General features: G+C 37.7%; 17 protein-coding genes. 12 read left to right on the top strand and 5 right to left on the bottom strand.

The features are described from left to right. Positions 1 to 22 precede the first annotated feature (22 nt). The 4 genes from Q9M50_09230 (at position 23) to lpxC (ending at position 4627) form a co-directional block, all read left to right on the top strand. Positions 23 to 718: a cell division protein FtsQ/DivIB gene (locus Q9M50_09230; GenBank protein MDQ7090813.1), complete on the top strand. Its 696-nt coding sequence runs from the start codon at positions 23 to 25 to the stop codon at positions 716 to 718. Between the two features lie 536 nt (positions 719 to 1254). Then, on the top strand, positions 1255 to 2481 hold the full coding sequence (gene ftsA / locus Q9M50_09235; protein MDQ7090814.1) for a cell division protein FtsA: 1227 nt from the start codon (positions 1255 to 1257) through the stop codon (positions 2479 to 2481). Between the two features lie 32 nt (positions 2482 to 2513). Then, on the top strand, positions 2514 to 3677 hold the full coding sequence (gene ftsZ, locus Q9M50_09240; protein MDQ7090815.1) for a cell division protein FtsZ: 1164 nt from the start codon (positions 2514 to 2516) through the stop codon (positions 3675 to 3677). A 35-nt stretch (positions 3678 to 3712) separates the two neighbouring features. Continuing rightward, positions 3713 to 4627: a UDP-3-O-acyl-N-acetylglucosamine deacetylase gene (lpxC, locus tag Q9M50_09245; GenBank protein ID MDQ7090816.1), complete on the top strand. Its 915-nt coding sequence runs from the start codon at positions 3713 to 3715 to the stop codon at positions 4625 to 4627. A gap of 8 nt (positions 4628 to 4635) precedes the next feature. Here the strand turns inward: lpxC and Q9M50_09250 are convergent, their stop codons facing one another. Beyond that, positions 4636 to 5106, bottom strand: a complete 471-nt coding sequence (locus tag Q9M50_09250; protein MDQ7090817.1) for a DciA family protein — start codon at positions 5104 to 5106, stop codon at positions 4636 to 4638. 168 nt (positions 5107 to 5274) lie between these two features. Between Q9M50_09250 and infA the strand changes: the two genes are divergently transcribed. Further along, on the top strand, positions 5275 to 5493 hold the full coding sequence (infA, locus tag Q9M50_09255; GenBank protein ID MDQ7090818.1) for a translation initiation factor IF-1: 219 nt from the start codon (positions 5275 to 5277) through the stop codon (positions 5491 to 5493). A 43-nt stretch (positions 5494 to 5536) separates the two neighbouring features. Here the strand turns inward: infA and clpA are convergent, their stop codons facing one another. Together clpA and clpS are read right to left on the bottom strand one after the other, a co-directional pair. Further along, a complete protein-coding gene (gene clpA / locus Q9M50_09260) occupies positions 5537 to 7804 on the bottom strand; it encodes an ATP-dependent Clp protease ATP-binding subunit ClpA (protein MDQ7090819.1) in 2268 nt (755 codons plus the stop codon). Positions 7805 to 7819: 15 nt separating this feature from the next. Continuing rightward, on the bottom strand, positions 7820 to 8140 hold the full coding sequence (clpS, locus tag Q9M50_09265; GenBank protein ID MDQ7090820.1) for an ATP-dependent Clp protease adapter ClpS: 321 nt from the start codon (positions 8138 to 8140) through the stop codon (positions 7820 to 7822). A 133-nt stretch (positions 8141 to 8273) separates the two neighbouring features. Here clpS and Q9M50_09270 point away from each other — a divergent pair, with 133 nt between their 5' ends. The 7 genes from Q9M50_09270 (at position 8274) to alr (ending at position 17803) form a co-directional block, all read left to right on the top strand. Next, positions 8274 to 8726: an NUDIX hydrolase gene (locus tag Q9M50_09270; protein MDQ7090821.1), complete on the top strand. Its 453-nt coding sequence runs from the start codon at positions 8274 to 8276 to the stop codon at positions 8724 to 8726. Continuing rightward, the gene (mnmA, locus tag Q9M50_09275) at positions 8723 to 9817 is read left to right on the top strand and encodes a tRNA 2-thiouridine(34) synthase MnmA (GenBank protein MDQ7090822.1); all 1095 of its coding nucleotides are present in this window, start codon (positions 8723 to 8725) and stop codon (positions 9815 to 9817) included. Before Q9M50_09270 ends, mnmA begins: the two co-directional genes overlap by 4 nt. A 165-nt stretch (positions 9818 to 9982) precedes the next feature. After that, positions 9983 to 11515, top strand: coding sequence for a 2,3-bisphosphoglycerate-independent phosphoglycerate mutase (gene gpmI / locus Q9M50_09280; protein ID MDQ7090823.1), 1533 nt, complete (start codon positions 9983 to 9985; stop codon positions 11513 to 11515). A 4-nt stretch (positions 11516 to 11519) separates the two neighbouring features. Beyond that, a complete protein-coding gene (locus Q9M50_09285) occupies positions 11520 to 12740 on the top strand; it encodes a peptidoglycan DD-metalloendopeptidase family protein (GenBank protein MDQ7090824.1) in 1221 nt (406 codons plus the stop codon). A gap of 78 nt (positions 12741 to 12818) precedes the next feature. Beyond that, positions 12819 to 14159 carry a S41 family peptidase gene (locus Q9M50_09290; GenBank protein ID MDQ7090825.1) on the top strand — a complete coding sequence of 447 codons (1341 nt, stop codon included), beginning with the start codon at positions 12819 to 12821 and terminating at the stop codon, positions 14157 to 14159. Between the two features lie 150 nt (positions 14160 to 14309). Next, positions 14310 to 16730 (top strand): replicative DNA helicase, encoded by a 2421-nt coding sequence (dnaB, locus tag Q9M50_09295; protein MDQ7090826.1) that lies wholly within the window; start codon positions 14310 to 14312, stop codon positions 16728 to 16730. Continuing rightward, positions 16727 to 17803: an alanine racemase gene (alr, locus tag Q9M50_09300; protein MDQ7090827.1), complete on the top strand. Its 1077-nt coding sequence runs from the start codon at positions 16727 to 16729 to the stop codon at positions 17801 to 17803. Before dnaB ends, alr begins: the two co-directional genes overlap by 4 nt. Before the next feature lie 49 nt (positions 17804 to 17852). On the opposite strand, the gene Q9M50_09305 is transcribed toward alr, so the two are convergent. Both Q9M50_09305 and Q9M50_09310 read right to left on the bottom strand, forming a co-directional pair. Beyond that, positions 17853 to 18182 (bottom strand): hypothetical protein, encoded by a 330-nt coding sequence (locus Q9M50_09305; GenBank protein MDQ7090828.1) that lies wholly within the window; start codon positions 18180 to 18182, stop codon positions 17853 to 17855. Between the two features lie 197 nt (positions 18183 to 18379). Next, the gene (locus Q9M50_09310; protein ID MDQ7090829.1) at positions 18380 to 20086 is read right to left on the bottom strand and encodes a penicillin-binding protein activator; all 1707 of its coding nucleotides are present in this window, start codon (positions 20084 to 20086) and stop codon (positions 18380 to 18382) included. Positions 20087 to 20191: the final 105 nt, after the last annotated feature.

The raw sequence follows: 20191 nt of genomic DNA on the forward strand, positions 1-20191 counted from the left end.
TTTTTTGCTATTTTAATTAATGATGATGAAATACATAAATTTAAAATGGCTAGCGATTAGCGTGTTCATTATCGGGGGAGCTTGGGCGGGTTGGAACGAATTAAAGGCGCAAGGAGCTGATTTACTGCCAATTAAATATGTTAGAATAGCAGGAATTTACCAACATATTGTTAAAGATGATATAAAGCAGGCGTTACTTAAACAAGTTTTGACGGGTTTTTTAAATGCGGATATGCAGGCCATTCAAATTGAATTATTGGATTTACCCTGGATTGCTCAAGTTAAAGTTAGGCGTATATGGCCTGATACCATTGAAGTTAAAATATATGAACAATATCCTATTGCCCGTTGGGGAGATATAGGGTTATTAAATGAAGACGGGGATTTATTTATTCCTGATAATTTAGCAAAATTTAATAAATTACCTTTACTGAAAGGACCTGAAGGCTTAGAAAAAAAATTAATGCCAATGATGAAACGTTTACAAGGGCTTTTAGCGCAACAGTCACTGGTGTTACAGACATTTAATGTCAATGATCGCCGTGCATGGGATTTACGGTTATCGAATGGATTAAAATTAAGATTAGGGCAAAAAAACCCGCTTAAAAAATTGAATCGCTTCTTGATAACGTTACCTATATTGAAAAAAAATCAAAGAAGAGCCATTGAAAAAGTAGATTTAAGATACTCTAATGGTTATGCTGTTACATGGAAATAAGCTCGCTAGCTGGAATCTAAAATCTATTTATATAGAATAGTCGAAATAAAAATAAATTCAAAAAATAAGGGGGAATAATGTATCCTATATTTAATGGTTTCTGCGTTTTTATTTCTATATGTTGATGTTATAACTAAGGAAAATGATAATAATGATTATTTAAAATTGTAATTTGGCTTAAGAGAAAAAGATAGGTTGAAACATTTTTATAACGTATGGGGTCGCGTTTTTAGTTGATGTTTTAATTAAATTATTGGAAATAGTCGTATTTGTGTAATTATTTATAAGTATAAAACCTGATGGTTTATATAATTAACCTAATAAGTGTATTGTGGCGTTTGGGTATTTAATCAGCGGAATGCGTTGATTAAAAATCATTATGAAATGCATTTATAGTTTCTAAACTATTTCACTGTAGGACACAATTTAAACCCTGATTGATCGTAAAGCAACTAAATTTTAGTGGGCAATAAAAATTGTCTGAACATCATTAAATATAATTGGCAAATAATCAATACTTAAAATGAGTATGCACAATGGCAAAAAAAACAGAGCGTAGTATTGTTGTAGGATTAGATATAGGGACATCAAAAGTTGCCGCTATCGTGGGTGAATATGATTATGAAGATGATCTTGAAATTATTGGAATAGGAACCGCTCCCTCGCGTGGGTTAAAAAAAGGCGTAGTGGTTAACTTAGAGTCAACCGTTCATTCAATACAACGGGCTGTTGAAGAGGCTGAGTTAATGGCAGGCTGCCAAATTCAATCTGTTTTTGCAGGGATTGCGGGGAGTCATATTAAAAGTCTTAATTCTCACGGAATTGTTGCTATCCGCGATAAAGAAGTGAGACAGCATGATATAGATCGTGTGATTGATTCGGCGAGAGCTGTGGCTATTCCAGCCGATCAAAAAATATTACATATCTTGCCTCAAGAGTTTGTAATTGATCAGCAAGATGGAATTAAAGAGCCGATTGGAATGTCGGGGATTCGTTTAGAGGCGAAAGTTCACATGGTCACAGGCAGTGTGAGTGCGGCTCAAAATATTATAAAATGTATTCGTCGTTGTGGCTTAGATGTCGATGATATTGTTTTAGAGCAATTAGCCTCATGTACCTCAGTTTTAACTGAAGATGAAAAAGAATTAGGGGTTTTATTATGTGATATAGGTGGTGGAACAACCGATATTGCTATTTTTACGGATGGCGCAATAAAACATACCGCCGTGATTCCTATTGCAGGCGATCAGGTGACCAATGATATTGCCGTTGCTTTACGAACCCCGACTAAAAATGCGGAACAAATAAAATGTCAATATGCCTGCGCATTGACAGAAATGACAAGTAATGAAGACATTCTTGAAGTGGCTAGTATTGGCGAAAGATCAGCGCGTGAAATTTCAGTTAGACATTTATCTGAAGTGGTTGAACCCCGTTATGAGGAACTACTCTTGTTGGTACAGGCTGAATTAAGGCGAAGTGGTTACGAAGATTTAATTACTGCAGGTCTTGTCTTAACAGGGGGAAGTTCAAAAGTAAAAGGACTGACTGAATTAGCCGAATCAATTTTTCATATTCCTGTCCGTGTTGGAATGCCTCAACATGTTGCGGGGTTAACTGATGTGGTACAAAACCCAATTTACTCAACAGGTGTGGGTTTATTACTTTATGGGCGTGAACATCATGGTGGTTTTGATAAAAGAGGCGAGGAGTCTTCTGGATTGTTATCAATGATCAAAAATTGGTTTCAGGGCAACTTTTAAAAATTTATAAGGCTTTATTTAGGGGCGGTAAAATGAAATACGAACTAGTCGATGCAAGCAATGAGAATGCTATCATCAAGGTTATTGGTATTGGAGGCGGTGGGGGTAATGCGGTTAATCACATGGTGGATAGTAGTATTGATGGCGTACAGTTTATTTGTGCTAATACCGATGCGCAAGCACTAAGACGTTTAAATGTCGATACGGTGGTACAGATAGGTATTGAGCTTACAAATGGACTTGGAGCAGGGACTCGCCCCGAAGTAGGTAAAAAAGCCGCCGAAGAGAATTCAGAACGTCTCAAAGAAGTTATTGAAGGCGCAGATATGGTTTTTTTAACCGCAGGAATGGGCGGCGGCACAGGAACAGGGGCTATTTCAGTCATTGCTCAAATCGCCAAAGAACTCGGAGTTCTAACTGTTGCTGTCGTAACAAAACCATTTGATTTTGAAGGAAAAAAGAAAATTTTAGTGGCAGAAGAGGGCATTAAAGTATTAGAAGAGCATGTTGATTCTTTAATTATTATTCCTAATCAAAAATTATTACCTGTTTTAGGTAATAATCTTTCTTTAGTCAATGCGTTTAAAGCCGCTAATGATGTATTGCTTGATGCCGTACAGGGGATCACTGAATTAATAACCCATCCAGGACTCATTAACGTTGATTTTGCCGATGTAGAAACGGTGATGACTAATATGGGAACAGCTATCATGGGATCAGGTTCCGCATCGGGTGAAAATCGTGCGAGAGAAGCGGCAGAAAAAGCGATAGCCTGTCCTTTATTAGAGGATATTAGTCTACAAGGCGCGAAAGGAATTTTAGTGAATATTACGGCTTCCGACATGGACTTAACTGAATTTAATGAAGTCGGTAATATTATGCACTCATTTGCCTCAGATGATGCGGATATGAAAATTGGAACGGCCATTAATTCTGAAATGGGCGATGAAATTAAAGTAACCGTGGTCGCAACGGGGATGGGAAGTGAGGATCGAGTGATGGTAGATCCTGTTAAATTAGTTCAAAAAGCGGCAGTCGGTGATGTTAGCTACGATGTTTTAGATAGACCGACGATTCTTCGCAATAAGACAACAGAAACCAAAGAAACACGGTTTGGCGCACAACCTCAAAAGAACGGTGATATGGATTTGGATTATCTGGATATTCCTGCTTTTTTACGTAGACAAGCCGATTAAAACGTATCGTTAGCTGACTTAACACATTTATATTTATGATAAAACAACAAACATTAAAAAATACGATTAGAGCCACAGGTGTGGGTTTACATACCGGTGATAAGGTTTATCTGACCTTACACCCCGCGGAGGTTAATACGGGAATTTGCTTTCGACGAGTAGATTTAACACCGCCTGTGACTATTCAGGCAACCCCTGAGAATGTGGGTGAAACACTGCTGTCAACCACCTTAGTGCAAAATGAAATAAAAATATCGACCGTTGAGCATTTGCTATCAGCATTAGCAGGCTTAGGCATTGATAATGCGATTATTGATGTCAGTTCGGCAGAAGTGCCTATTATGGATGGAAGTGCAGGCCCTTTTGTTTTTTTGATTCAATCAGCGGGAATTACTGAACAAAACGCGCCTAAGAAATATATTCGTATAAAGCGTATTATTCGAGTCAGTGAGGGGGATAAATGGGCAGAATTTGAACCGCTTGAAAGTTTTAAAGTCTCTTTTACGATTGATTTTGAACACCCAGCCTTTGCGGATCATTTAAAAATGGCAACCATGGATTTCTCATCAACGACGTTTGTTAAAGAAGTGAGTCGCGCTAGAACCTTTGGTTTTATGAAAGATATTGAATTTTTAAGAGAAAATAACTTAGCACTAGGGGGAAGTCTTGATAATGCCATTATTATTGATGATGACAAAGTTTTAAATGAAGGGGGGTTACGTTATGCCGATGAATTTGTTAAACATAAAATTTTAGATGCCATTGGTGATTTATATTTATTGGGTCATAGTTTAATTGGACACTTTAAAGGGTATAAATCAGGGCATACCTTAAATAATAAATTGTTACGGGCTTTATTAGCAAATGAAGATGCTTGGGAAATGGTCACGTTTGAAAATGGAGAAAAAGCCTCTATTTATTTTTCACAGCCCCCACCCGTTACGGAATAATAAGACGCTTATGCGTTAGTTTTAGGGAGTAATTTTTTTAACGTTTGGCTTAAGTTCACTAAAGATTGCTTTAATTTTTTATCATGAATGGATTCGCTGCAATAATCTAACAGTTCAATATTACGCTTAGAGGGTGTTTTTTTTAAACTGTGCTGGTTTTTTTTTGGCTTATGAATTGATGGAATTAGTTGAATTTTTAGACTACTGATTTGGGTTATTTTGGCATTAACGATCGCCTCTAACATCGCCTGTTGATAAAAGCGTAATTGGGAAGACCACGCGGCAGAATCGGTATAAATATGGAGTTTTTTGTTTAAAACCACACAATATAAAAGGTGTTTAGCCATTAAATCGGGTAAGGGTTTTTTGACTAACATGAGCAGGTGATTCTGTTGATTTATCTTACGTTGGTAATTGGCTAAAATACGGTTATTGTAAGTCTTTATCGTTTTAAAATGCTCTTTTTTAGGGGCTATCATAGATTTTAACGTTATTTTTATTGAAAAATGATTCGGCTTAAAAAACGTTGATGTTTTAAGTTTAAAAGGCAATATAAACAGGTTAACATCAAATAAATATAACCCTATCTACTGCTAGTTGAAGACTTATGCTATTATGGGCGGTTTTAAATTAATTGGAGAACTGTGATGGCAAAAGAAGATCAGATAGAAATGGAAGGTAAAGTAATTGATACCTTACCTAATACCATGTTTCGGGTTGAACTTGAAAATGGACACGTGGTTACCGCACATATTTCTGGAAAAATGCGTAAGCATTATATTCGTATTTTAACGGGTGATAAAGTAAAAGTAGAAATGACCCCTTATGATTTATCAAAGGGGCGGATTACTTTTCGTATGCGCTAATCTTATTATCCATAGAAGAATAGCGCATTTTATTAGGGATCGTTTAATTTTTCTCGGTGATACTTAAACTTTTACTTTCAATCGCAAAGCAAAGTTTTTTGTTTTCGATAAAAATACGAACATGACCGCCCTGTGCAAGTTTTCCGAATAATAAATCATTGGCGAGTGGCTTTTTAATTGTTTCTTGAATTAAACGAGCCATCGGTCTTGCTCCCATTTTGGGGTCGCACCCATTTTCTGCTAACCATAAACGTGCATCTGCAGTCAGTGCAAGGGTTACATGCTTTTCATCTAATAATGCTTCCAATTCAAAAATAAATTTATCGACAACATTACCTACGATTAGTATATCCAGTGCCTTGAACTGGACAATCGCATCTAAACGATTACGAAATTCAGGTGAAAAACTTTTTTCGATGGCTTTCAAATTGTCAGTGGCATGATTTTGTTGTGTAAAGCCAATTGATGCACGACTGCCTTCGGCTGCCCCTGCATTGGTCGTCATGACGAGAATAATATTTCTAAAATCAGCTTTACGTCCATTATTATCGGTTAAGGTTCCATGATCCATAACTTGTAATAATAAATTAAAAACATCAGGATGGGCTTTTTCAATTTCATCCAGTAGTAAGACGGCATGAGGATTTTTGGTGACTTTCTCGGTTAATAACCCTCCTTGATCAAACCCGACATACCCTGGGGGCGCGCCGATTAAACGGGAAACGGTATGGCTTTCCATATATTCAGACATATCAAAGCGAATTAATTCAACCCCAAGTACTTTAGCCAGTTGTCGTGTAACTTCTGTTTTCCCTACGCCTGTGGGGCCTGCAAATAAAAATGAGCCAATGGTTTTGGATTTATCACGCAACCCCGCACGTGATAGTTTAATTGCCGAGGCTAATGAGTTAATCGCTTCATCTTGACCAAAGACTAGCATTTTTAGATTTTTTTCTAAATTCTCTAGGGTCTTTTTATCTTTTGTTGAAACAGATTTTTCAGGGATGCGGGCAATTTTTGCAATAATCTCTTCAATTTCGGCGGAATTAATGGTTTCTTTACGTTGAGATTTATCGGTAATGCGTTGCTTTGCACCCGCTTCATCAATCACATCGATGGCTTTGTCAGGTAAAAAACGATCTGTAATAAAGCGTTCTGATAATTCAGCCGCCGACTGTAAGGCTTCATCACTGTATTTTATTTGATGATGGGCTTCAAAACGAAATTTTAATCCTTGTAAAATTTGAAAAGTTTCTTCTACAGACGGTTCAATAATATCAATTTTTTGGAAACGGCGTGCCAGTGCATGATCTTTTTCAAAAATACTACGGTATTCCTGATAAGTCGTGGAGCCTATACAGCGTAGCTGGCCTGAAGCAAGCATCGGTTTAATTAAGTTAGAGGCATCCATAACCCCGCCAGAGGCAGAACCTGCGCCAATAATAGTATGGATTTCATCAATAAACAAAATAGATTCAGGCTGTTTTTTGAGTTGATTCATTAAGGCTTTTAAGCGTTTTTCAAAATCCCCTCGGTATTTTGTTCCAGCAACTAATGCGCCTAAATCTAACGAATAAATAATATTATCGTTTAAAATTTGAGGAACTTCACCCTCTACAATTCGTTTGGCTAAGCCTTCGGCAATAGCCGTTTTACCGACACCTGCTTCACCGACTAAAAGCGGATTATTTTTACGGCGGCGGCAGAGGGTTTGAATGGTTCGTTCAATTTCAAGTTCTCGCCCAATTAAAGGGTCGATTCTATCTTTCTTGGCCTCTTCATTCAGATTAAGGGTGTATTTTTCTAAGGGGTTGTTAGCCGATTGTTCCGTCTCTTTGTTCGCGTTAGTTTTTTCTATATTTTCATTTTCTTCTTGCTCAATTTTTGAAATGCCGTGAGCTAAGTAATTAACCACGTCTAATCGAGTAATATCTTGTTTTTTTAGCAAAAAAACCGAATGAGATTCTTGCTCGCTAAAGAGAGCGACAAAAATATTTTCACCCGAGACTTCTTTTTTATCAGAGGCTTGGACATGAAAAACAGCCCGTTGTAAAACCCGTTGAAAACCTAAAGTGGGTTGGGTTTCACGGTCTATTTCTGCGGGAATTAAAGAAATGGTATCCTTAATATATTGAGTTAACTCATCCGCTAACATGGGTATATCGCAAGCACAGGATTTTAAAATGGGCTCAACTGAAGGGGTTGTTAATAAAGCCAATAATAAATGTTCAACGGTAATAAACTCATGGCGCAAGCTATGAGCGGTTGTAAAGGCTTGATTTAACGTAACTTCTATTTCTCTACTTAACATTTTAATTTTCCTCGTTTACGCTTTTTCCATGGAACACATTAAAGGGTGATGATTCTCACGCGAGTATTCGTTTACAAAATGAACTTTAGTTTCGGCCACATCCTTAGAAAAGGTTCCACAAACGCCGACACCATCGTGATGAACTTGTAACATAACTAGGGTGGCTTTTTCAAAATCTAAATTGAAAAAATCGGTTAAAATTTCAACAACAAAGTCCATGGGGGTAAAATCATCATTTAATAACAAGACCTTATACAAAGGGGGGCGTTTTAATTGTGGTTTACTTTCTTGAATGGCTAGATCACCATCATCATCAAAAGGGTTGCTATTTGACATTGCTCTCATAATTATTAGATTAATAAACATCATTACACCTTACCATAATGCTAAATGTAATAAATTTCAATCTTTAGACACATAATTGTTATAAATCAAGTAAAATGACGCGTTTTTGCGATTAACCTTTGCTATGATTTGGAAACCTCATGTCACCGTTGCCGCCGTTATTGAAAACCAGCAACGATTTTTATTAGTTGAAGAACAGGTATCCTCTGGACTTGCTTTTAATCAACCCGCAGGTCATTTAGAAGAAGGGGAAACGCTTATTGAAGCGATTAAACGTGAAGTACTCGAAGAAACCGCATGGCAATTTGAACCTGAGAAACTGATGTCTATTCAACTTTGGCGAAAAAATTCAGAGGCCGACAGTTTTCTAAGAGTCTGTTTTTCAGGTAACGTTCATAGTCATAATCGTGAACAATGTTTGGATGAGGGGATTGTTCAAACGCATTGGTTAACGCGTGATGAAGTGGCTGAAAAAGCCTCTTTATTGCGCAGTTCTTTAGTTTTAGAGTCCATTGATGAGTATCTTGAAGGACATTTTTATCCCCTTTCATTAGTGAGGTCTCGTTTAGGATTATGAATAAAAAAAATATCATTGTGGGTATGTCGGGGGGGGTTGATTCTTCGGTGACAGCCTTGGTTTTATTAGAACAAGGTCATCAGGTGACTGGTTTGTTCATGAAAAACTGGGAAGAAGATGATGGCACTGATTATTGTACCGCACTGGAAGATTTAGCCGATGCTCAACAAGTTTGTGATAAATTAGGCATTGAATTAAAAACGGTTAATTTTGCGGCTGAATATTGGGATGAGGTTTTTGAAGTTTTTTTATCTGAATTCAAATTAGGGCGTACGCCTAATCCTGATATTTTGTGCAATAAACATGTTAAGTTTAAAGCCTTTTTAAATTATGCGATTGATGATTTAGGGGCTGAATATATTGCTACGGGGCATTATGCCCGTGTGGGTTTTCAAGCTAATTATCATCAATTATTAAAAGGCTTAGACCCGAATAAGGAACAAAGTTATTTTTTATATACGTTAGGGCAAAAAGCCTTATCTAAGACCTTATTTCCCATTGGTGCCATGATGAAGCCTGAATTGCGTGCTTTGGCGAAAAAAGCTGGGTTTGATAATTATAAAAAGAAAGACAGTACTGGCATTTGTTTTATTGGTGAGCGTAAGTTTAAAGAATTTTTACAACGCTATTTACCGACACAAGCCGGTGAAATGCGAACGCCTGAAGGTCAATTCATTGGTAAGCATCACGGGTTGATGTATTACACACTAGGACAGCGACAAGGATTAGGGATTGGTGGGGTTAAAAATGCCCCTGATGAGCCTTGGTATGTTTTAGAAAAAGACTTAGCTACTAATATTCTAATCGTGGGGCAAGGGCATGAACACCCTTTGATGCTGCATAATTCCTTGGAAGCGGGGCAGTTAGATTGGTGTGATAATCAACCTTTAACTGAGGCAAAACAATGCCATGCTAAAACTCGTTATCGTCAGCAAGACCAAGCCTGTTATTTAGAGCCTTTAGAAAATAATCGCTGTCGTGCTACGTTTGAACACCCTCAACGGGCAATTACGCCTGGGCAGTCTGTGGTTTTTTATCAAGGTGATGTTTGTCTCGGAGGCGGTGTTATTGAATCTAAAGCGAATGTATAACGTTTTAGGGGATAAAATAAAAATGTCTTACCGTTAAATTTAAACTAACGTTTACCGAACGGCCTAAATTTTTAGCAGTTTTGTCATCGATTATTGGACAATACAGTCATAATAAATAAAAATAGATTATAATAATCAAATACTAATACGGAAAATTATAAAAATATGTTAAAACGACCTACCCCCTTAGTTTTATTAATTCTTGATGGCTTTGGACATAGAGAAGAACACGATCATAATGCGATTGCAGCCGCTAAAACACCTTTTTGGGATCAATTACAACAAACTAACCCTAAAACGTTATTAGATTGCGCAGGGGCTTTAGTCGGATTACCTGAAGGTCAAATGGGAAATTCTGAAGTAGGGCATTTACATATCGGCAGTGGGCGTTTTGTTTTTCAAGATTTACCTAAAATAAATAATGCGATTGAAGACGGTTGTTTTTTTGATAATAAAGTCTTGCAAACAGCGGTTGATAAAGCTTTAGAAAATGATAAAGCCCTGCATATATTAGGCTTGCTCTCCCCAGGCGGCGTTCATAGTCATGAAAAGCAAATTGCTGGCATGATTGAATTGGCGGCTAAACGAGGCTTAAAAAAGATTTATTTACACGCCTTTTTAGATGGACGTGATGTGGCTCCTAAAAGTGCAGCAAGTTCGATTGCCTTTATTGAAGAAACGTTTAAAGCCTTGGGTGTGGGGAAAATAGTTTCATTAACAGGGCGTTTTTATGCGATGGATAGAGATAACCGCTGGGAACGCGTGCAACCTGCTTATAATTTAATTGCTAAAGGTGAAAGTGAATTTACCGCTAAAACAGCTTTAGAGGCATTGGACGCGGCTTATCAACGCGATGAAAGCGATGAATTCGTACAAGCCACGGCGATTGGTGAAAATGCAATAGCATTGGATTCACAGGATTCAATCGTGTTTATGAATTTTAGAGCCGATCGTGCGCGTGAGATTTCCAGAGCCTTAACTCAAACAGATTTTTCTGAATTTGAACGAGGATGTGAACCCCATACAGGGCATTTTGCAACCTTAACTAAATATCACCAAGATTTCCCTTATCCTGTGGCTTATCCTCCAACGGATATAGAAAATGGATTAGGCGAAGTCTTAGCGAATGCGGGGCGAACACAATTACGCTTAGCGGAAACTGAAAAATATGCCCATGTTACTTTTTTCTTAAATGGAGGGCGTGATGAACCTTTTGAAGGAGAAAAGCGTATTTTAGTCCCGTCTCCACAGGTAAAAACTTACGACTTACAGCCAGAAATGAATGCGCCTGAAGTGACCGATCATTTAGTTGATTCAATTAAATCAGGTGACTTTGACATCATTATTTGTAACTATGCAAATTGCGATATGGTGGGACACACGGGGGTTTGGGATGCAGCCTTAAAAGCAGTTGAAACGATTGATCACTGTTTAGAGCGTGTTGTGAATGCACTCAACGAGGTTGATGGACAAATGTTAATTACCGCCGATCACGGTAATATTGAACAAATGATAAATGCTGAAACGGAGCAGGCGCATACGGCTCATACGATTAATAAAGTCCCTTTACTTTATGTCGGGGGAAAACAAGGCTTGAGTCATGGCGGCGGATTATCCGACTTAGCCCCGACCTTATTGGCTATTTTAGGGGTTAAGCAACCTGATGAAATGACAGGTCGTTCCTTGTTAGCTGATTAAAGCAATGCACTTCTTTTTAATCGTTGCTTTTTTTATTATCAGTGGTCATTTGCCGTTGTCGGCGAATGAGAAAATAGAAAAGCTGAATGAATTACAAACAGATATTAAAGATGTTAATCAAACTATAGAACAGATCTCTGTTAAGCGAACGCATTTATCAAATAAGTTAGGCCAGATTGAAAAACAATATGGAAAAACGACTAATTTACTTAAATCATTGACACAAAAAATTGATGGTAAACGGCGACGATTAAAAGAAATTAATAAAGAAATAAGTATAAGACAAAAAAAGCTTGATATTGAAAATCATGAGTTAAATGGTCAGCTTAAAGCTACTCATATTATGGGAAAAAGAGAAAAGCTAAAGTTATTGCTCAACCAGCAAGACCCTGCCTTAGCCAGTCGAATGATGATGTATTATCATTATTTAAATAAGGCGCGACTAACAAAATTGATTACGTTAAAAAAGCATATTGCTGTGTTGGAGCAGCTAGGGCAAGAAAGAAAACAAGAAAAAAAACAGTTACAAAAAACATCAAGTGTTAAAAAAAACCAGCAAAATAAATTAATTAAAACCAAGCGTCAGCGTCAACATTTATTATCTTTATTGGATGAAGATATGAGTTTAAAATCACAACAACTAACGCAATTAAAAGGTAATGAAAAACAATTGCGTGATTTAATTGTTTCATTAGGTCGAGGAGGAGAGCCTGTCATGAGTCAACATGACGCTGAGACACTTCTTGTTAAGACGGATAAGCCGAAAAAAATAAAAGCTAAACAGAAAATGCTTGCTTATACGCAGTCGGGTTTGTCTTTTCGGAAGCTAAAAGGAAAATTACCGTGGCCTTTAAAAGGTAAGGTTGTGAAAAAATTTGGAAGTAGGCGTGATGACGGGCGTTGGGACGGCTTTTTAATTTCAGCAAAAGAAGGCGCGAGTATTCATGCGATTACGGATGGGCAGGTTATTTATGCAGACTGGTTGCGAGGTTATGGATTGTTGGTTATTATTGATCATGGTTCGGGTTATATGAGTTTATATGCGTTTAATCAAAGTCTTAATAAAAAAGTTGGCGATAAAGTGAAGACTGGAATGGTTATTGCCTCGGTTGGGAAAAGTGGGGGGCGTAGTCAGGCAGGACTTTATTTTGGGGTTCGATTTCAAGGGAAATCAATTAATCCTGCCCGTTGGTGTCAAAAAATACGAAGCGGTTATGTCGGGTAAAAAAGTATTTTTTACCTCAATAAATTTGAATTTAAAAAACTAATCATTAACGATTAATTTTAGGAAACTAGAAAGCAAATGCTTAAAAAGAAAAATATATTAATTTTATCCCTTGGCTTTTCTTTAGGGGTTTTTGTTGCAACCAGCAGCAATGTGCTGGCTGAACGTAGCGAAGATAGCGTTATTCAAGAGGCTTTGCCGTATGATGAATTACGTGCGTTTACAGAAATATTCGGACGTATAAAAAGAGATTATGTTGAACCTGTTGCGGATAAAAAATTATTGGAAGATGCGATTAGAGGCATGTTAACAGGCTTAGACCCTCATTCAGCTTATCTTGATATTGAGGATTATAAGGAATTAAGAGAAGGAACAAGTGGGCAGTTTGGTGGGTTAGGGATTGAAGTAACGATGGAAAATGGGTTTGTTAAAGTCGTTTCACCGATTGATGATACCCCCGCTCAACGTGCAGGTTTACAGGCGGGTGATTTAATTGTCAAATTAGATGAGCAACCTGTCAAAGGGATGTCACTAGGGGATGCGGTCAAAATAATGCGCGGGGATCCTGGTGAAGATATTTCATTAACCATTATCCGAGAAGGTGCCGATGCACCGATTGTTACGGTGGTGACACGCGACATTATTAAAGTTAAAAGTGTTAAAAGTCGTTTGCTAGAGAAAAATTACGGTTATTTGCGAATTAGTAGTTTTCAATCAAGAACCGGTGAAAATTTATCCGAAGCCATTAATGATTTAATTGAAGAAAATGAAGGAAAATTAAATGGATTAGTATTGGATTTACGTAATAATCCAGGTGGCGTTTTACAGGCGGCTGTAGACGTTAGTGATGCTTTTTTAGATGAGGGTTTAATTGTTTATACGGAAGGGCGGATTAAAAACTCACAAATGCGTTTTAATGCGGAAAGAGGGGATGTGATTGATAAAGCTCCTTTAGTTGTCTTGGTTAATGGAGGATCAGCATCCGCCTCTGAAATTGTTGCAGGCGCATTGCAAGACCATAAACGTGCGGTTATTATGGGGGAAAAATCCTTTGGAAAAGGCTCAGTACAAACTATTTTACCCACCAGTAGTGGTGCGGCGGTTAAATTAACCACAGCGCGTTATTTCACACCGTTAGGTCGTTCAATTCAAGCGGAAGGGATTGAGCCTGATATTCCTTTGAAGAAGCTTAAATTAGAATCCTTAAAGCCCTCTAATTTTGAATCTATTAAAGAAGCTGATTTATCAGGCCATTTAGATAAGGGCGAACGTGAGACAAAATCAACGTCTAAAAAAGTAGAGGATAAAAAAACGCTTAAAAAAGAAACTAAGGATGGCTCATCCTCTGAAGAAATACGTGATTATGCGTTACATGAAGCTTTAAATTTATTGAAAGCAATTAGTATTCTTAAGCCATAAAATTATCAGGCACTCCTTTGTCGTAAAGACGTGAATCATCACGTCTTTACGTTACAATGATTAACCTAAATCATTAATATCTCTTAAATAATAACCGCTCATAATCGTTGTGAGGTTATCTCTCCCTTTTTATCATTTTAAAATTACTCTATGTCCGAAGATTTTTACCCCTCGGGTGACTTAGACGTTGCCGCGCTTAAAGTTCCTCCCAATTCTATTCAGGCAGAACAATCTGTTTTAGGCGGGTTAATGTTAGATAATCAAACGTGGGATTCCGTTGCTGATAAGTTAACTGAAATAGATTTTTATCGTAGAGATCATCGGTTAATTTTTAAGTCCATTGCACGGCTAGCCGAACGACAAGATCCTTTCGATGTAGTGACGCTTTCAGAAGTGCTGGAGACAACCCATCAATTAGCCGAAGTAGGTGGACTTGCGTATTTGGGAATGTTGGTCAAAGATACGCCCAGTGCAGCGAATATAGCCGCTTATGCCGCTATTGTTCGTGATCGCTCTATTTTACGACAACTCATTCACGTAGGAACCGATATTTCTGATTCCGCCTTTTCACCTGACGGGCGAGAAACGGCTGAATTGTTGGAAAATGCGGAACGTAATGTCTTTAAAATTGCGGAGCAACGTCAAAAAGGGCAGGGGGGGTTTGAGCCGATTAAATCATTGTTAGCCTCAGCGGTTGATAAAATCGAAACCTTATTTGAACAAGAGGGCAATATTACGGGGGCGGCAACGGGGTTTACGGATTTTGATGAGAAAACGTCAGGATTGCAACCGGGGGATTTAATTATTGTTGCAGGTCGTCCGTCGATGGGAAAGTGTTTTGCTAAAGGAACGAACGTTTTATTATTTTCAGGTGAGGTTAAATCTATTGAGAATATAAAACTTGGCGATGTGTTAATGGGGGATGATTCAACCCCTAGAAAAGTACTTTCTCTCGCACAAGGTCGAGAAAATATGTATTGGGTTAGACAAAACAAGGCAATGGATTACTGCGTGAATGAATCTCATATTTTGTCTTTAAAACGTAGTTGTAATGAAGGAAAACATCCGCATGGAGACCTATTAAATATTGCTTTAATGGATTATTTAGCTTCATCAACCAAGTTTCAATCAAATTATGAGGGCTATAAAGTGGCGGTTGATTTCCCCGTGCAATCGTTAGCGTTCGATCCTTATTTTTTAGGATTATGGTTGGGTGAGGGTGAAAGTAAAGGCATTAGTATTTTTAATCAAGATAAAGAAGTTGCTGATTACTTATTTAATTATGCCAAAGACCTAGGGTTGCAATTAACCGTTAAAAAAACAATAGGAAAATGTCCTTTTTATACGATTACTTCGGGAATTGCGGGGGAAAATTCCAACCTTCGATTTAGTTTACAGGGGGTTTTTCGGGAATCAAACCTTCTCAATAATAAACATATTCCCAAGTCGTTTTTAATTAATAGTTATGAAAATAGATTGGAGCTATTAGCTGGGTTAATTGATAGCGTTGGGCATTATGAGGATGTGTTTGGAGGGTATGAAATTACTCAGAAAAATAAATCCCTTACAGAACACATTAAATTTTTATGTGATAGCTTAGGTTTCCGAACGTCACTTATGAGTAAACAAGCTGATAAAAATTATAGTTGTGAGGTTTATTGCGTTCGTTTGTTGGGTAATGTTGATACGATTCCTGTCAAAGTGGTTAGAAAAAAAGCACGTCCTTGGACGTGCAGTCGAAGTTGGAATCAAACAGAGATCTCTCTTGAAAAAGGAGAGGTGGATGATTATTATGGCTTTGAGATTGAAGGGAATGGGTTGTTTTTATTGGAGGATATGACGGTTGTTCATAATACAAGCATAGCGATGAATATGGCTGAAAATATTGCCATTGCAGGCAAAAAAAATGTCGCTGTCTTTAGTATGGAAATGCCTGGCGACTCTTTGGCGATGCGAATGATGTCTTCGATAGGACGTATTGATCAACATAAAGTGCGTACAGGTCAGCTTGAAGAAGATGAATGGCCTCGTTTGACATCGGCTATTAATATGCTTGCTGAAACGAATATTTTTATTGATGATACACCTGCGTTAACGCCGACTGAAGTTCGTTCAAGATCACGGCGTTTAGCGCGAGATCATGGGCCATTAGGGCTTATTGTTTTAGATTATATTCAATTAATGCAATCACCGAGTAGTGGTGAAAATAGAGTTCAACAAATTTCTGATATTTCACGTGGATTAAAAGCGTTAGCTAAAGAAATGGAAGTCCCCGTTGTTGCGTTATCGCAATTAAATCGTAATTTGGAGCAACGTCCGAATAAACGCCCCGTAATGTCTGATTTGCGGGAGAGTGGTGCGCTTGAGCAAGATGCTGATTTAATTGTATTTGTTTATAGAGATGAGGTTTATAACGAAGATAGCCCTGATAAGGGGATTGCCGAAATTATTATTGGTAAACAACGTAACGGCCCTTTAGGAACCGTACGGTTAACTTTTTTAGGGCAATACACAAAATTTGAAAATTATGCGGGGGATCCTTATGGGGATAATGAGGGCTATGACGAATGACGCCAATTACTTATGCGACCATTAATTTATCGGCCATTGAGCATAACCTAACGAGGGTTCGTTATTATGCGCCTAAAGCTCAAATCATGGCAGTGATTAAAGCCGATGGTTATGGGCATGGTTTATTACAGGTTGCCGAGGCGTTAAAACACGCTGATGCATTTGCTGTTGCACGAATTAATGAAGCCATGCGTTTACGTTATGCGGGTTTTAAGCAACGGTTAGTGGTTTTGGAAGGTTTTATGAATGCGGAAGAACTTGATGTATTTATTCAGTATAACTTAGACCCCGTTGTTCATTGTGTTGAGCAAGTGGCGTTATTGGAAAAAAAAGCAGAAACAAGCTTATTCGTTTGGTTAAAATTAGATACAGGCATGAATCGTTTGGGGTTTAAATCCGCTGATTTTTCATATATTTATCAACGAGTAAAGGATTGTGTGAAGGATGAGACTAAAATTAACGTAATGACTCATCTTGCTAATGCAGATGATAAAAAAGATACTAAAACTTTAGCGCAAATTGATTTATTTAAAACGATCATTAAGGGGGTTAAAGGACAGCGTAGTATGGCTAATTCAGCAGGAATTTTGGAATGGACGGCGGCCTTAAGTGATTGGGTTCGTCCTGGTTTAATGCTCTATGGAATTTCTCCTTTTGAGAATGAAATAGGCAAACAATTTAATTTAAAACCTGTCATGAGTCTTTATTCACAACTCATTGCGATTAAAACCCTTCAAAAAGGGGAAACCGTGGGTTATGGATCGACATGGATTGCTGAGAAAACGACCCGTATAGGCATTGTGGGCATAGGCTATGGTGATGGCTATCCACGTCATGCTAAAACGGGAACCCCTATGTTAATTAAAGGGAAACAGGTTCCTTTAGTCGGGCGCGTATCAATGGATATGATAACTGTTGATTTATCCTCCCAATTGGAGGCGGCCGTTTATGATTCTGTGATGCTTTGGGGGGATGATCTGGCTGTTGAAGATATTGCGACGTGTGCGGGAACAATTGCTTACACGTTGGTCTGTGGGGTAACTGCACGGGTTCCAAGGCTTGAAATAAAATAATTTTTTATTATGAAAACGTAACGTATCACGTCTTCATAATAAGGTCAAACTAGCCTTCTTTAACTTGTTCGGCAATTTCATTAAAGGCTTCAATACGTGCTTTACCGATGTGCATTAGATCAACACCGGTATCAACAACCATTTTGCCTAAGCCAGGTATTTTATAGGCAGAAAATGATAAGTACCCAATTAAAGGAATGGCGATTAATGCAGCGATTAAGCTACTAAGACCGAATAATCCTAAAAGTTTAATCAGTAACGCGACAAATTCTAAAGGGAGTAATACCATCGCTGAAAAATAACTTAATACTGTAAACGTAAAAATAACGAAAACAATAAATTGGAGTAATCTGACAAGGGCGACATTGATTTTTTTCATAATAATTTTTTAGCAGAATCAAGAGTTTGATAGTATTAATTTTTATAAAATTAACAGGTGAAATAAATTTTAACTGCCGCATTATAACGCAAACTTGAAACAGATTTTATTTTTTGGAGTCGAAACAGGAATTTATCGACTCGTTTTAGAAGCGGACGTGATTTTAAATCCCGCCCGTTCTAATTTAAGCGAAATGTTTATGGAACAAAAGGTGTTTTTTTACTGGAAAAGTTAAGTAAGTGGGGTTCGCCATTAACAAATTTAGCACAAAATAATTCACGATTAATTCGATTATCGGCACCTAATGTTAATTGACCTGTTGCACCAGGGTAGGCTTCTGTTTTTAATTGGTCTAAATAAGACGTTAAATTATAAGCATCAATCCCTAGAGGTAATAACCGTAGATAAAGGGGGTTTAACTCACTCCATCGTGTATACAAAGCCGTTTTGCTTAATGCCCCTGTATAAACTTTTTCAAAGACCCAAGGAATATCACAAAATATAATACCATTAAGGGTTTCATCACGAAATTTATTAGGTGAGCCTAAATAAATATTTGACGTTGCATAAATGGGGATATTCGATGTTGTCTTTTTATAGCGTAACAATGGGTTTAAAACACCCGCTTGTTTTGAATAAGCATTCATAAAAATAACATTAGTCGTTTTATTTTCTAATAGTTTATGGGCCACTTGCTTTATAACGGGACGCAAATCGTCGGCAGCGGGATCATAATTATGAACGCTCGCAATCGACGCGCCTAGATGTTGCCAATGGCTCGTAAAATAATGTTGAATACGTTGTCCCCGTTTTGAGTTAGGAATTAAGAGTAACGCATTGTTATGACCATCTTGATAGGCTTTATAAGCTACTTGTTCGGCATCATCAATCGGACTTAAACCAAACTGATAAAGACGGGGATGGCTTAAACCTTCATCATGATTTAGAGCCAGAACAGGAATATTTAAAGCGGGATGGGTTGCTAATCGACGCAGGTATTTTTTATTTAACGGCCCGACGATTAATTGCGCGCCGTTATTGATGGCTTTGCTGTATAAATCAGTAATACTTGCACTTTCAGTATCATAAGAAACCACTTTAGGTTGATTAGGGTTGCTACGAACGGCTAAGTTGTATGCCGCCATAAAACCTTGTTTAATAACACGAGCGGCTTCTGCATAACGTCCTGATTTAGGTAAAAATAGTGCGATGGATGCAGGAGGCGAAAACTGGTTCTGATATTTTTTTTCGTAAGACAGTAATAAGTCCGATGTTACTGGATGATTAGGGTGGGTTTGTCGCCATTTAGCCAAGCTTGTAGACAGGTTTACGTTATTAGAACGTAATAATTTGACTAAGGCTACCCAGCCATTAAAGTTTTTTGTGGCCGCAACAGGTCGTTTGTTTAATGCGGTAACGGACGTTTTCATTAAGATGTCTAAAATTCTATCGTAATGGTGTAACCGTTTTTCAGATGAAACGATAAAGGGTGTTAAGGCGACTAATGCTTGCACACTTTTTAGGGGACTACCGAGTAAAGAATGGCTTAAAGCTAAGGAGTCATAGTAGGCAAATTTAGAGCGCGTATCTAAGGATTTGACTTCCATTGTTTCAAATAAATTGAGTGATTTTTTGGCCTCGCCCACACTCAGAGCAATTTGTGCTTGTAATAATTTTAGATGATTGTACTGCGCAGGCGTTAATTTAGAGGAATCAATAACGGTAATATATTTTTTACCTTGCTCGGCATCGCCTGAACCAATTAACGCATCGGCGGCTAATAAATTGAACTGGTTACGCTGGTTGGTATTAAGGGTGGCTAACTTTTTGTAAATCGTAGCAGCTTCTTTATTTTTACCTTGTTTAAGAAATGCTTCGGCTTGATTAATTTCAGGGTTATACATTATTTGTGTTGCTAATGAACAACCATAAAAAAGGGGTAAGCTAATAATTAACAATATCAAATAACGGTGTATCATAAGGGTCTATTGTAATTTAAATGAAGGAGA

The sequence above is a fragment of the Methylococcales bacterium genome, from assembly GCA_030949405.1.
GTDB lineage: Bacteria > Pseudomonadota > Gammaproteobacteria > Methylococcales > Methylomonadaceae > WTBX01.

Coding starts and splice junctions, on each gene's coding strand:
- Q9M50_09230 (MDQ7090813.1), top strand. CDS start 23: ATGATGAAATACATAAATTTAAAATGGCTAGCGATTAGCGTGTTCATT.
- ftsA (MDQ7090814.1), top strand. CDS start 1,255: ATGGCAAAAAAAACAGAGCGTAGTATTGTTGTAGGATTAGATATAGGG.
- ftsZ (MDQ7090815.1), top strand. CDS start 2,514: ATGAAATACGAACTAGTCGATGCAAGCAATGAGAATGCTATCATCAAG.
- lpxC (MDQ7090816.1), top strand. CDS start 3,713: ATGATAAAACAACAAACATTAAAAAATACGATTAGAGCCACAGGTGTG.
- Q9M50_09250 (MDQ7090817.1), bottom strand. CDS start 5,106: ATGATAGCCCCTAAAAAAGAGCATTTTAAAACGATAAAGACTTACAAT.
- infA (MDQ7090818.1), top strand. CDS start 5,275: ATGGCAAAAGAAGATCAGATAGAAATGGAAGGTAAAGTAATTGATACC.
- clpA (MDQ7090819.1), bottom strand. CDS start 7,804: ATGTTAAGTAGAGAAATAGAAGTTACGTTAAATCAAGCCTTTACAACC.
- clpS (MDQ7090820.1), bottom strand. CDS start 8,140: ATGTCAAATAGCAACCCTTTTGATGATGATGGTGATCTAGCCATTCAA.
- Q9M50_09270 (MDQ7090821.1), top strand. CDS start 8,274: ATGATTTGGAAACCTCATGTCACCGTTGCCGCCGTTATTGAAAACCAG.
- mnmA (MDQ7090822.1), top strand. CDS start 8,723: ATGAATAAAAAAAATATCATTGTGGGTATGTCGGGGGGGGTTGATTCT.
- gpmI (MDQ7090823.1), top strand. CDS start 9,983: ATGTTAAAACGACCTACCCCCTTAGTTTTATTAATTCTTGATGGCTTT.
- Q9M50_09285 (MDQ7090824.1), top strand. CDS start 11,520: ATGCACTTCTTTTTAATCGTTGCTTTTTTTATTATCAGTGGTCATTTG.
- Q9M50_09290 (MDQ7090825.1), top strand. CDS start 12,819: ATGCTTAAAAAGAAAAATATATTAATTTTATCCCTTGGCTTTTCTTTA.
- dnaB (MDQ7090826.1), top strand. CDS start 14,310: ATGTCCGAAGATTTTTACCCCTCGGGTGACTTAGACGTTGCCGCGCTT.
- alr (MDQ7090827.1), top strand. CDS start 16,727: ATGACGCCAATTACTTATGCGACCATTAATTTATCGGCCATTGAGCAT.
- Q9M50_09305 (MDQ7090828.1), bottom strand. CDS start 18,182: ATGAAAAAAATCAATGTCGCCCTTGTCAGATTACTCCAATTTATTGTT.
- Q9M50_09310 (MDQ7090829.1), bottom strand. CDS start 20,086: ATGTATAACCCTGAAATTAATCAAGCCGAAGCATTTCTTAAACAAGGT.